Annotated in this window: 15 protein-coding genes; 12 read left to right on the top strand and 3 right to left on the bottom strand. The window is 48.9% G+C overall.

Going from position 1 to position 12,353, the window contains the following annotated elements:
• Window positions 1-2 precede the first annotated feature (2 nt).
• Window positions 3-842, top strand: a complete 840-nt coding sequence (locus CBE68_RS07515; protein ID WP_158100526.1) for an SdiA-regulated domain-containing protein — start codon at window positions 3-5, stop codon at window positions 840-842.
• Here the strand turns inward: CBE68_RS07515 and CBE68_RS07510 are convergent, their stop codons facing one another.
• The gene (locus CBE68_RS07510; protein ID WP_087505450.1) at window positions 843-1,556 is read right to left on the bottom strand and encodes a DUF3581 family protein; all 714 of its coding nucleotides are present in this window, start codon (window positions 1,554-1,556) and stop codon (window positions 843-845) included.
• A gap of 362 nt (window positions 1,557-1,918) precedes the next feature.
• On the opposite strand from CBE68_RS07510, the gene CBE68_RS07505 reads away from it, so the two are divergent.
• From CBE68_RS07505 to CBE68_RS07485, 5 genes are all read left to right on the top strand, one after another.
• Window positions 1,919-3,637 carry an acetolactate synthase 3 large subunit gene (locus CBE68_RS07505; protein WP_087505449.1) on the top strand — a complete coding sequence of 573 codons (1,719 nt, stop codon included), beginning with the start codon at window positions 1,919-1,921 and terminating at the stop codon, window positions 3,635-3,637.
• Window positions 3,637-4,134 carry an acetolactate synthase small subunit gene (gene ilvN / locus CBE68_RS07500; RefSeq protein WP_087505448.1) on the top strand — a complete coding sequence of 166 codons (498 nt, stop codon included), beginning with the start codon at window positions 3,637-3,639 and terminating at the stop codon, window positions 4,132-4,134. The genes CBE68_RS07505 and ilvN overlap by 1 nt, the downstream gene beginning before the upstream one ends.
• 199 nt (window positions 4,135-4,333) lie before the next feature.
• On the top strand, window positions 4,334-4,822 hold the full coding sequence (locus CBE68_RS07495; RefSeq protein WP_087505447.1) for a retropepsin-like aspartic protease: 489 nt from the start codon (window positions 4,334-4,336) through the stop codon (window positions 4,820-4,822).
• An 88-nt stretch (window positions 4,823-4,910) separates the two neighbouring features.
• The gene (locus CBE68_RS19070; protein WP_087505446.1) at window positions 4,911-5,105 is read left to right on the top strand and encodes a DUF3012 domain-containing protein; all 195 of its coding nucleotides are present in this window, start codon (window positions 4,911-4,913) and stop codon (window positions 5,103-5,105) included.
• Window positions 5,106-5,141: 36 nt separating this feature from the next.
• Window positions 5,142-6,131 (top strand): YbaY family lipoprotein, encoded by a 990-nt coding sequence (locus CBE68_RS07485; RefSeq protein WP_087505445.1) that lies wholly within the window; start codon window positions 5,142-5,144, stop codon window positions 6,129-6,131.
• A gap of 31 nt (window positions 6,132-6,162) precedes the next feature.
• Here the strand turns inward: CBE68_RS07485 and ygfZ are convergent, their stop codons facing one another.
• Window positions 6,163-7,002, bottom strand: coding sequence for a CAF17-like 4Fe-4S cluster assembly/insertion protein YgfZ (gene ygfZ / locus CBE68_RS07480; RefSeq protein WP_087505444.1), 840 nt, complete (start codon window positions 7,000-7,002; stop codon window positions 6,163-6,165).
• Between the two features lie 127 nt (window positions 7,003-7,129).
• Here ygfZ and CBE68_RS07475 point away from each other — a divergent pair, with 127 nt between their 5' ends.
• Both CBE68_RS07475 and CBE68_RS07470 read left to right on the top strand, forming a co-directional pair.
• The gene (locus tag CBE68_RS07475) at window positions 7,130-7,414 is read left to right on the top strand and encodes an FAD assembly factor SdhE (RefSeq protein WP_087505443.1); all 285 of its coding nucleotides are present in this window, start codon (window positions 7,130-7,132) and stop codon (window positions 7,412-7,414) included.
• Entirely contained in the window at window positions 7,383-7,820 is a 438-nt protein-coding gene (locus CBE68_RS07470; RefSeq protein ID WP_143824506.1) for a protein YgfX, read from the top strand. Before CBE68_RS07475 ends, CBE68_RS07470 begins: the two co-directional genes overlap by 32 nt.
• Here the strand turns inward: CBE68_RS07470 and nadB are convergent.
• Window positions 7,812-9,440, bottom strand: coding sequence for an L-aspartate oxidase (nadB, locus tag CBE68_RS07465; RefSeq protein ID WP_087505441.1), 1,629 nt, complete (start codon window positions 9,438-9,440; stop codon window positions 7,812-7,814). The genes CBE68_RS07470 and nadB overlap by 9 nt on opposite strands.
• Before the next feature lie 193 nt (window positions 9,441-9,633).
• On the opposite strand from nadB, the gene rpoE reads away from it, so the two are divergent.
• Genes rpoE through CBE68_RS07445 form a run of 4 tightly spaced genes read left to right on the top strand, consistent with a single transcriptional unit; the run spans window position 9,634 to window position 12,347 of the window.
• Window positions 9,634-10,212: an RNA polymerase sigma factor RpoE gene (gene rpoE, locus CBE68_RS07460; protein WP_087505440.1), complete on the top strand. Its 579-nt coding sequence runs from the start codon at window positions 9,634-9,636 to the stop codon at window positions 10,210-10,212.
• A gap of 32 nt (window positions 10,213-10,244) precedes the next feature.
• Window positions 10,245-10,868: a sigma-E factor negative regulatory protein gene (locus CBE68_RS07455; protein WP_087505439.1), complete on the top strand. Its 624-nt coding sequence runs from the start codon at window positions 10,245-10,247 to the stop codon at window positions 10,866-10,868.
• Window positions 10,831-11,880 (top strand): MucB/RseB C-terminal domain-containing protein, encoded by a 1,050-nt coding sequence (locus tag CBE68_RS07450; protein ID WP_087505438.1) that lies wholly within the window; start codon window positions 10,831-10,833, stop codon window positions 11,878-11,880. Before CBE68_RS07455 ends, CBE68_RS07450 begins: the two co-directional genes overlap by 38 nt.
• Entirely contained in the window at window positions 11,877-12,347 is a 471-nt protein-coding gene (locus CBE68_RS07445; RefSeq protein WP_087505437.1) for a SoxR reducing system RseC family protein, read from the top strand. The genes CBE68_RS07450 and CBE68_RS07445 overlap by 4 nt, the downstream gene beginning before the upstream one ends.
• Window positions 12,348-12,353 lie beyond the last annotated feature (6 nt).

Genomic DNA, 12,353 nt, shown 5'->3' with positions numbered 1-12,353 from the left:
GAGTGCTTAGCTGGCTGATGTTGTCTGGGGTATGTAGCTCGGCACTAAGTGCTGACTTGGCACGCTATGAGGTTATCGCCCAACACAAACTATCTGCGCAAGTCGCTGAAACATCAGGGTTAGCCTGCGTTGGCGATAGCAAATACACCATCAATGACTCTGGCAATCCTGCGATTATCTATCAACTCGATGATCAGGGACAGGTTATCACCGAAGTCACCGCAGCTATCAACAATCGCGATTGGGAAGCATTGAGCTTCGCCGATGGCCAGCTATACATCGCCGATATTGGTAACAATCATGCCAATCGTAGGAACATGGTAGTTTATCAACTGACATTAGATTCGGTGCGCAAAGGTATTGCCGCTGAAGTCTCCTCCACCACTTTTGAGTTTGCCGACTACGACACCTTTCCAGTCGATAGTGTTCATCATGATGTTGATGCCGAGGCAATGGCGTTCAATCAAGAGCAGTTGATTGTGTTTAGCAAAAGTTGGCGAACTAACGTTGCTCGCGCTTACCGCATCGACCCAAATCAAACCCAACAACGGCTGATGCCGATTGCGACTATCGATAACTTACCAGGAATGATCACTGGTGCTCATTATGATGCCGCAAGTAAGAATTATTGGGTGGTTGGTTACAACAGCAAAGGATTGCCAAAGCTAACGCCTTTCATTGCTCAGCTTGATGACAGTTTCAATGTGGTAGCAACCAAGGATTTGACAGGCTTTGGTCAAGTTGAAGCGATATGTATGGATAAGCAGCGCCACCTTTGGCTGACTCAAGAACAGATGCTGTTCAAGCCTGCGCTGCTAATTCAAATGGCGCCTAAACTCTAGTTAGTCGTTGGGCAGTGCCTCTTTGCGTTGCAGGTAAGCTTGTTCCATTGCGGCCATCTGATCGGCACAGAAGTCTCGTAGGCCGCTTAACACCATTTTCTTGCGACCCGTGCCGATGAGTTCACCTTGATCGTGAATATGGAAATGCAAAAATGCGTCGCCACGCTTACCGTTCACCTGCAGCTCGGTATTGGCGAGGCTGAGCTCTGGGTTGGTGAAATTCAACTGGTTCAGTTGCAGTGACATGCTCTCGTACATCACTAGCGGTCGCGCCGGGTTAATCATCACGCCATGGCGTTCCATTAGTGGCACTAAGATGTATGGGAAGTTTTGTCCAGAGAATGCAACATAGTTGCGGATCAAAGTTTCTACGGCAGGGCAGTAAGGACGATTTTCACCGTCACTATTGACGTTTAAATAAACTTTACCGGATTCTTTATCGCAAATGGCGATCGCCGCGCTCTCACGTTGGGGTAGCACGATGGTTCGGCCCGCACCTAACATGCCTTCAAATTTGAAATCCATGTGAGCTTGGATGCCGTATTCATTCAACACAATGGCAAATAACAAATCACCGGGCACACAAAAACGTTTAGCATCGGCGTCGTGGATGGGGTTGAAGTCCCCGGCAATTCGCTTGGCAAACCGGCTGGCTTGTTCCGCAGAGATGGTGACCGAGTCTAGCTGACGCTGATAGAAAGTTTCTAAAACCATAGTTTTTGTACTACAACTAGGGCCCTTAATTGCCCTGTTTGAATGCTCTGTGATTAAAATTGCGGCAGTTTATACCATTGGAAGGTATGATCCGCAGATAAGACCAGCAACCGAGCGCTGGTGGTAACAGATTTAAGGCAGTGGAAATGAGACTTAGATGCATTTTAAACGCCTTGAATCTAAAATTCGTTTTAGTCAGTTTTCTCCGCTATAAAGGGGAAATTGATTGACTTTAATACCCTATTTACTGCACTCTTGCGCTGTAACGTCAGCTTTACCTCTTTAAATGAAAAGATTTCCATTTAAGGCTTGACAAAGGTTAAGGCGTAATATTTTAAAAATAATAGTCAAGAGGCCCTCGCGTGGAACAATTATCTGGCGCTGAGATGGTGGTTAGAACTCTCACCGATCTCGGCGTAAAACATCTGTTCGGCTACCCCGGTGGTTCCGTTCTCGACATCTACGATGCACTGTTTCAGAGCAGCGACATCGAACATATTCTGGTCCGTCATGAACAAGCCGCGGTGCACATGGCCGATGGTTATGCCCGCTCAACGGGTGAAGTTGGAGCCTGTTTGGTGACTTCGGGACCTGGCGCGACCAATACCATTACTGGCATTGCTACCGCCTACATGGACTCTATCCCAATGGTCGTGCTGTCGGGCCAGGTGCCAACTACCTTGATTGGTATGGATGCATTCCAAGAGACCGATATGATCGGCTGCTCAAGACCAGTTGTGAAACACAGTTTCTTGGTCAAGAGTGCGGAAGAGATCCCTGAGGCGATTCGCAAAGCGTTTTACATTGCGTCAACCGGCCGGCCGGGCCCGGTTGTGGTTGATTTGCCAAAAGATGTGCAAAACCCACAACTTAAGTTCCCATACAAGTTTCCTGAAACAGTGAACATGCGTTCGTACAACCCGACAACACGTGGTCACACCCGACAAATCAAAAAGGCCATTGCTGCTATTTTGGCGGCCAAGAAACCGGTAGTGTATGTTGGTGGCGGTGCTGTCGCAGCCGAGGCACAGGAACTGATCACCCAGTTCGTCGAAAAGCTGAACTTACCCATTACCAATACGCTGATGGGACTCGGAGCTATCTCGGGAGAGCATGAGCAGTTCTTAGGGATGCTAGGCATGCATGGCACCTATGAAGCCAACATGAGCATGCACAATTCGGATCTGATTTTTGCTCTGGGGGCTCGGTTTGATGACCGGGTGACCAATAATGTCAGTAAGTTCTGCCCCAATGCCCGTGTTGTTCATGTCGACATCGATCCGACCAGTATTTCCAAAACAGTTACGGCCCACATTCCAATTGTTGGCAGCATTGACACTGTGCTTGAACAAATGATGCAGCAGCTCGACGAAGCGGACGCTCAGTTGGATCAAGAAGCACTGTCTAATTGGTGGCAAACGATTAATGAGTGGCGTGCACGTAAGTGTCTGAATTACGAGAAATCAACTGATGTCATTAAGCCGCAGTATGCGGTCGAAATGCTGCACAAAGTCACCAATGGTGACGCTTACATCTGTTCCGATGTTGGTCAGCATCAAATGTTTGCTGCGCTTTATTACCCATACAAGAAAACTCGCCAGTGGATTAACTCTGGTGGTTTAGGCACCATGGGCTTCGGCTTCCCTGCAGCCATGGGCGTTAAAACTGCATTCCCTGATGCAGATGTTGCGGTGATCACCGGTGATGGCTCAATTCAGATGAATATCCAAGAGCTGTCGACTTGTTTGCAGTACAACATTCCAGTGAAAATCATTTCGTTAAATAATGCTGCGTTAGGTATGGTTAAACAGTGGCAGGAGATGTTCTACTCCGGACGTCGCTCTCACTCCTACATGGAATCAATGCCTGATTTTGTCAAGTTGGCAGAAGCCTATGGTCATGTCGGCATGCGGGTTGATGATCCTGCTGATCTTGAGCAGGCCATGACCGATGCATTTGCGATGAAAGACCGGCTGGTGTTTATGGATATCCGCATTGATCCTGCAGAGCACGTCTACCCGATGCAGATTAAGTTTGGCAGCATGGATGATATGTGGTTATCGAAAACGGAGCGCACCTAATGAGACGTATTCTTTCTATTTTGCTTGAAAATGAGCCGGGTGCGTTGTCGCGAATTGTTGGTTTGTTTTCTCAGCGGGGTTATAACATCGAGTCGTTGACAGTAGCACCGACAGACGATGAAACTCTCTCGCGGATCACCATCACCACCATGGGTGATGACCAAGTGATTGAGCAGATCACTAAGCAAGTCAATAAGCTAGTTGATGTGTTAAAAGTTGCCGATTTATCTGATGGCGCTCACGTTGAACGAGAGCTAATGCTCGCCAAAGTGCGTGCCAATGGTAATGCTACTCGCGAAGAGATAAAACGTACCGCCGATATATTTCGCGGTCAGATCGTTGATGTCACTAACTCGTTGTACACAGTTCAATTGACTGGTCCAAGCGACAAATTAGATGCTTTTATTGCTGCAGTGAGAGACACCACGGAGATTATCGAAGTGGTTCGCACCGGCGTTGCGGGTGTCGCCCGTGGGGAAAGGGCGCTTCGTCAGTAGTCGCCACTATCCCTCAAGTAAAAGCCAGGCCTTGAGCCTGGCTTTTGTCGTTTTTGCGGCCTAGTGCTGCCTCAGATCTCATTTCATTTGATTCAGATCCAGAATCAAATCCATCCATTCTGCAATATTTCACCTGTGTGACATAATTACTAAATAATTCCCTTTGGGAATTTTGGTCGACTATTTTAGGAGGTGAACCATGACCAGTGTCGTCATTCGGTTTGTGGTATCACTGACATTTCTTGGTGCCGTTTTTGGTGTAAACGCTATCGAGCCAGCAAAGCAGGTGGTCGTTCCGTTTTCTCTTGCTGAAAGCGGTCACTTGATTATCGAAGTATCATTCAACGGTATGCAACCTACAGCGATGCTAATTGACACTGCGGCCGGTATTTCCTTGATCGACAAGCGCACCGCCAAACAACTCGGGATTGATGTCAGCCCGAATAGAAGTCGAACCAAGCTGGCTGGCTTGGGGACCAAACGTCAGTCCATGAAAGACTTAGATGTCATTGATCTGGAAATTGGTATGGCAGTATTCCCAACTCCCGATTTCTACAGTACCGATTTACATCATATTCGCCGCATCTCTTCGCCGCAGCCGATTGTTGGTATCTTGGGAACCGACTTTTTAGTCAAGCACCAAGGGATCGTCAATTATCAGCAACAAACTCTTACCTTAAACTGGTGAATTCACCATGTGCTTGCGTCAAGCGCTTGTAAAAGTTGCTGCATTCAATTAATGATTACCTCGTAAGCTCTTAAAACTTAACTAGGAAATGGTTTTGAAATTTATCCGTTATGGTGTGGCGGTCGTTTTGCTATTGCTGCTTCAAGCTTGTTGTAATGATGTTGGCAGTCCGCAATGGTGTGAAAAACAGGCCAAGATCGATAAAACTTTATGGTCCGAATCTGATTCTCAGGACTATGCTCAACATTGTATCTTTGGCAACGCTGCCGCTTCTAAGTCATGAATTTGGCGTTGCTAACCAGTGTTCAGGGAGTGATGAATGGTTAGTCGGAAGTTGTATGCTGTGTTGTTTGCTGGTGTGGCTCTGATGTTTGGCTGTCAACCGCAAATGCATCCGACCGATGAGCTTGTTGGTGCTTGGCTACAAGTTCAAGATGGTCATAAGCAAGGGCTGCTGCTGCACGCTGATGGTCGCCTCAGTCTGTTGGGCATTGCTAGCATGCAAGGTGCAACGTGGCAGTTCAGTGCCGCAGATAATCGCTTGCTGCTATCTACCAACACCGATCGTTACCCTCAACCTCAGACTGAGCAACTCATTGTCGGTTCACTGTCCGCGTCGGCGCTGGAATTGCAGGGACGAAGCTTGTTTTCTGGCCGCTATATTCGCGCCGATGAGCGGGTCACAGTTATCTCTGGTGAGGTAAATTATCGCCAGCGCATCGCTTTGCCGCCTGACGCGGTGTTGCGTGTCACCCTCAATGATGTGTCACTGGCAGATGCTCCTGCCAAGCTCATTGCCAGCAGCACTCAACTCATTAACTCCCAAGTGCCGATAGCATTCACCTTGGGGGCGATGAAATCGCAATTTGAACCAAACCGGCGCTACTCGGTTAGAGCGACCATTTCCGCCAATAATCAATTATTGTTTAGCAGCACACGTCATTACGGGGTTGAACCGACTCAACCGAGCGAGCTAACCATCGAAGTAGAGCCGATCCAGCGGCTCCGAGACACCCCAGAAGCAATGGTTTCAGCTCAGCGATTAACCGGTGATTTTCGTTACATGGCTGATGCTGCGCTATTTATGGAATGCAGTACTGGTCGTCGTTGGCCTGTTGCTGAGAATCCAATTCGTCTGCAGTTAGAACGGCAATATCAACAATGGCGGTCAGCACCTGGGGAGCCCTTGCTAATCAGCGTCAATGGCGTCATTGAACAACGTCCGGCAATGGAAGGCGAGTCTCTGGTTGATACCTTGGTGCTAGTCGAACTGATATCCGTCTCTGATAAGCAACAGACCTGCGACTAGCAGGCCTTTGCTTTGCGTGATGCTGGTAGAGTTATTCTGCTGCTTGCGCTGGCGTGTAGGGCAGTTGTTGCAGTTGCAATTGCGAATTTGGGTTGCCACTCAGGCGGTATTGTTGCTCTGTACTGGCGTCACTGGCTAGAATTGCCAACAGGTGTAATTGGCCCTGATCATCATTGGCGGTATTGACAATCGAGCCTGCCTTACGCCAATTGCCATTGCGATTGACTTCAATATCACCAAGTTCAGCGCTAGCAGCGCCGGTTAGATAGAAAGTGGCTCGTTTTTGCTTGCCCAAATACTGCATCCGGGCAACAGTCTCTTGGCCGATGTAACAACCTTTTTTGAAACTGATGGCACCAACATCAGCTTGATTAAGCATTTGTGGTACAAATTCACTCACTTGATCGGCATCAGCCAAAAATGGCCAGCCGGCTTTAATTTGTTGTACTGTCCATGCAGTTGCATCTGCCTCATGAGCAACAAGTTCATTCGCAACCCATAACTGACCGAACGGCAGTTGTGCGCCAGCAACAGAGCTTGCCGGTTGTGACTGCGCTAAGTCGCCGTATACGTATAGTTGGTCTGATGCGTCAGTGATTTCGACCTTGGCGAAAACGCCGAACTTTTGTAACGCAGCCAAGCTTGCTGACAGGACGTTTTTGGCCATCACCATGAGGATACCTTGGCTCGATTGGAGCACTATAAAATTACTCCACATCTTGCCTTTGGCGTCGCAGTGACTGCCTGCCAACCAACCATGTTCATCAAGCTTGCTCAGATCACACGTTAGCTGTCCTTGCAAGTAGCTGATTTGATCATTGCCGCTGACTTGGATCACGCCAAAGTCAGAAAGTAAGTAGGGTTTGCTCATGGGACTGGTCCGTTGCTTGTCATTGGATTGATCGTGGGGACGTGAACTGTGTATTTCAAGAGCTATTGGGTCATCTTGTTGGCACTGCTATGATAGTCAGCCAATAGTCAAATGTTAGAGGATAATCATGGCACAGAACGATTCTGCCAATGGAACAACAGACGGCAATCTAGCTCGTCTGCGTTGGGGCTGCCGTCGGGGAATGCTTGAGCTTGACGTCATTCTGGAGCCATTTTTTGACAATCAGTTCGAGTCGCTGAGTGAAACACAGCAGCAAGTGTTCGAACGCTTGCTCAGCTGCGATGACCCTGAATTGTTTGCGTGGATCATGGGCCATGAAGATTGTAGCGACCCAGATTTAGCGGCGATGGTAAAGACGATTGTCGATTACAACCGTAGTTTGCTCCACTGATTTTACTCGCTCAAAGCTGGCGCACTACATCCTTTATCTCGGTGCGCTGGTGGCGCTTTCGTCCTTACTGTTGATCACCTACTACGGTGCGTTCAGCCAGACGATTGCGGCGACTCTGTTGATGCCCTTGGTGGTATGGGTCACTTATCTGCTGAACGACAAAATTGCTTCGTACCATGGGAAGCTGATATTGCTCGACTCCAGTCAGTTGTCTATCCAGCATGGCGACCAGCAACTTCAAGGAGCCTTATGCTTGCCGATAGTCACTACTGACATCGCTATTTTAATGCGTTTTGAGTCTGAGTTGGGAATACGTTGGTGCCTGATCATGAAAGATGCAGTGGCGCCAACAGACTTTCGCCTGCTCAGCGCCATGTTGTATCAGTTGAAGCGGCCGTTACAGTGACGGTGGTGCCGGCTTAATGGGATCTGGCACGAGCACCGTTGGTTCGCTATGTTCGAGTTGATCGGGGTGATCAAGGGTGTAGTGCAAGCCGCGGCTCTCTTTTCGTTGCATGGCACAAAGAACGATCAACTCAGCCACCTGAAGTAAGTTTCTTAACTCGAGTAAGTTATTACTTACTTTAAAGTATGAATAGTATTCAAAGACTTCTTGTTGCAGCAATCTGATTCTTCGAAGAGCACGCTGCAGTCGTTTGTCGGTTCTTACAATCCCGACGTAATCCCACATGAACAGCCGCAATTCATGCCAGTTGTGTTGAATGACAACTTCTTCATCGGAACAAGAAACTTGGCTTTCATCCCACTGGGGAATGTCCACAAGGTCGCACGGCCTTTCGAGCTGCTCGGTAATGTGTTGTGCTGCTGCCTCGGCAAATACCACACATTCGAGTAACGAGTTGCTGGCCATTCGGTTGGCACCATGGAGGCCGGTGTAGCTAACTTCGCCAATGGCATACAAGCCTTCTAAGTCGGTTTTGCCATCAAAATCAACAATGACACCACCGCAAGTATAGTGCGCGGCGGGTACCACAGGGATGGCTTGAGTGGTGATATCAATGCCTAGTGATTTGAGTTTTTCGTATATCGTTGGGAAATGACTGCGAACAAAATCAGCTGGTTTGTGAGAAATATCTAGATAGACACAATCAGCACCGAGTCGTTTCATTTCATAGTCGATCGCGCGGGCAACGATATCTCGAGGGGCTAACTCCAGTCGATCATCAAACCGCTGCATAAAGCGTTCACCATTGGGTAGCTTGAGGTGAGCTCCCTCGCCGCGAAGCGCTTCGGTCAGTAAGAAATTGCGCGCTTCGGGATGGAATAAACAAGTAGGATGAAACTGATTGAATTCCATGTTGGCGACCCGGCAACCTGCTCGCCAAGCCATTGCGATGCCATCGCCAGAGGCAACATCCGGGTTACTGGTGTACTGATAGACCTTAGAAGCACCGCCGGTAGCGAGAATCACAAAACGGGCGAGGACCGTTTCCACCTTTTCCTTGTTGCGATTCCATATGTATGCACCGTGCACTTTGTTTTGCTCTAAGCCGAGTTTGTGACCAGTGATCAGGTCAACGGCGTTGTAGCGTTCCAGTAACTCAATGTTTTGGTGTTCGCGAACGGCATCCACTAACGTTGTTTGTACTGCCTTGCCTGTCGCATCGGCGGCATGCAAAATGCGTCGGTGGCTGTGACCCCCTTCGCGCGTTAGGTGATAGCGTAGCTGACCATTTTCATCTCGAACGGTATCAAAGGGGACACCCTTTTCGATCAAAAATTGAATGCTTTGACGGGCTCGAGATGCAGTATGAAGTACTGCTTCTTCGTCGCAAAGGCCGGCTCCTGCATCAAGGGTATCGGTGACATGAGACGATATACTGTCGGTCTCATCAAACACCGCGGCTATGCCGCCTTGGGCATAATAGGTTGCACCTTCGGTCAGAGGGCCTTTACTTAGTACGAGCACTTTGGCATCGTGTGCGAGGCGCAGAGCAGCAGTCAGGCCTGCGGCACCGCTGCCGATAATAAGAACATCACAGGTATAATCAGCTGGTTGTTTCATCAAGTTACTGGCTACAGGTATTAGTCCTTGTTATGTTAGCGGAAGTTGGCTTCTCGTTACATAACTCCCATATTTGAAGTCGCAAATTTTTTTTAAATTTATCCGAACTTTTCCGGAACCCGTTGGTCTCACTTGTATCGCCAACGAGCCGGCGAAGTTGTTGTAAACGGATTACATAGGAGAACTGGCTCGAATGAGCGAGCAAAGTATCGACCATAAGTTGGTCGAGCGAGTGCAACAAGGTGATAAGCGCGCATTTGATTTGTTGGTCCATAAATACCAACACAAGGTCGCAAATCTAATTGCTAGATACGTAAAGAATCCTGCTGAGGTTCAAGATGTAGCGCAAGAAGCGTTCATTAAAGCGTATCGGGCAATTGGTAATTTTCGCGGCGAAAGTGCTTTTTACACTTGGCTGTATCGCATTGCAGTAAACAGCGCAAAAAACTATCTGGTTTCGCAAGGGCGCCGTCCGCCCGCGGCTGATGTTGATGCGCAGGATGCCGAGTTTTACGAAGGTGGTGAAGTTTTACATGAGGTGGCAACACCAGAGCGTGAAGCTTTATCCGATGAAATCAGGCAAGTGTTGTTCGACGCGATTGAAACACTGCCCGATGATCTTCGCACTGCAATTACCTTGCGTGAGCTCGAAGGCATGAGTTACGAAGATATCGCCGGAGTGATGGAATGTCCTGTTGGTACAGTGCGTTCACGAATTTTCCGGGCGAGAGAAACAATTGATAAGCGGCTGCAACCGCTTCTTCAGCGCTAATAAAATAAGCCTATTAAGGCACGGTGTTTAGTATGACTGACAAGTTCGAACGGGTTTCTGCTCTGGTTGATAATCAACTAGACGACAAAATGATCGATGCATTGCTGGATGATCCAGAATTGCAAGATCAGTGGGCGCGCCACCATGCCGTGAGCGATGCTGTCCGGGGTGACGACGTTTCCTTATTGAGTACTGACTTCGCGGCGAGCGTTTCTGCGGCTATTGAACAAGAGCCAACAGTGCTTGCTCCTAAGCCAGCGAAAACCAAATCAACGGTTAAGGTACCTGGCAAGGTGGTTCGTATGTTCCGCCAAGTCGGCCAATATGCCATTGCGGCGACCGTTGCTGCCGTTGCGATTGTCGGTGTTCAACAAACCGGTCAAGAGTCGGTTGAAGAACAACCTCTGCCAATCTTAAATACCAATCCGGTTGTCGGTGTTAGTGCCTCTCCTGTTAGTTTGAATGCGACACCTGTCAACAATAGTGCTCAATCTCAGGCCGACGCGCGACAAAGATTGATTGAACAACGACGTCGAATTAATGCATATTTCCAAGACCACGAGCTTCAAATGAGAATTCAGCAGCCTCAGCACACTGCTCGAGCTGTGAAACAACAAGATGCAGATAGTTCAACGACTGAACAGCCTCAACAATAATCCTATATCGCTGCAGCGCTTAGCCGCTGCAGCTTTCTCTTTTCTAATCCTCACTCTCTCTTTTGCGACGCAAGCAGATCAGGGAAACTCCGCTAGCGCAGAGTCTTGGCTCAAGCGCATGGGGCAAACGTTTAAAGCCGCCAATTACTCATTATCGGTAATTCGTGTCAACCAACAGCACTTTGAGCCGATCGCGATTGAACATGGCATTGTCGATGGCGAGCCCTTGGTTTACGTCAATTATCTCAATGGTCCAGAGCGAGAAATTCTTCATCGTGGCGATACCGTGACCTACTTTCAGCACGACGAACCGCCATATTCCGTTGCAGGGCAGCGCGCTGTTGGCCCCATTCCTCGAGCATTTATTAACAATATTGATGTCTTAAAGACGAGCTATCGCTTTGTGTTAGGTGGCCGCAATCGTGTCATGGGACGAGCCGCTCAACTCATTCGGATCGAGCCAAAGGAGGCCGATCGCTATGCTATTTGGGTATGGCTCGATGCCGAACATGGCATGTTATTGCGGGCAGATTTAGTGGCTCCGAATGGCGAGCCGCTGGAGCATGTGCAAATTGTTTCGATGGCTTACAGTGAGTCGCCAAGTCCGATTGTTCAACAGTTGTCGCAGGTTACACTGCCCGCTCCGGTGCCTTTGATGGAATCGGAACAGGTATCAGGCCAAGGTCGGGTTCGATGGGTAGCCGGCTATGTGCCAAGCGGGTTTGAGCTGGTGGGCCGGGATCGCCACAAACTTGGTGCCACCAATGGTTTGGTCGATTATCAACTGTACAGCGATGGCATTAGCTCAGTGTCAGTTTATGTCGGGTCGGCGGTTGATGGTCAGCCAGGACAATCTTTAGTGAGTAAAGGCGCCACTCATTTGATGACGGTAGCCAAAGATGGTGTCGAAGTCGCTGTTGTTGGTCAACTGCCGCCAGAAACGATTACCCGTATTGTTGAGAGTGTTCATCCTGTAGTGACGAAAAACGCTCAGCCTGGTAAAGCTCCATGATCGAAACGATTGCCACTGTCGTTGACTATCATGGCGGTCAAGTTACCGTTGAAGCGCTGCGGCGCTCCAGCTGTGAACAGTGTACCGATAAAGATTGTGGTAATGGTCAGGTTAACCGAGCGCTATCCAATCGTTACCATCGATTGACCTTGCCGTACAATGCGCCGTTAAAAGTGGGTGAACAAGTGGTATTGGCCTTGCCAGAGCAAGGCTTACTGACCGCTGCCGGGCTGATGTTTGTGGTTCCTTTGGTGGCGATCTTAGTTGGCGCGGGCGTTGGCAACTGGTTATTCGTCGGTCTGCTTAACCAAACTGAGCTCATGGTGGTGCTCAGCGCCTTGTTGTTTGGTGCCGCTGGTTTTGTTGGGGCCCGCTGGTGGCATAGTAAAATTCAAAAACATCAATGGTTTGAGCCGCATATAAAACGACGACACCAACCTGTGGATGGGCTCACCGTCGACTGCTAAGGCGCT

Source organism: Neiella marina (genome assembly GCF_002165625.1).
Lineage (GTDB): Bacteria > Pseudomonadota > Gammaproteobacteria > Enterobacterales > Neiellaceae > Neiella > Neiella marina.
This window is presented reverse-complemented; position numbering and strand designations above follow the sequence as displayed.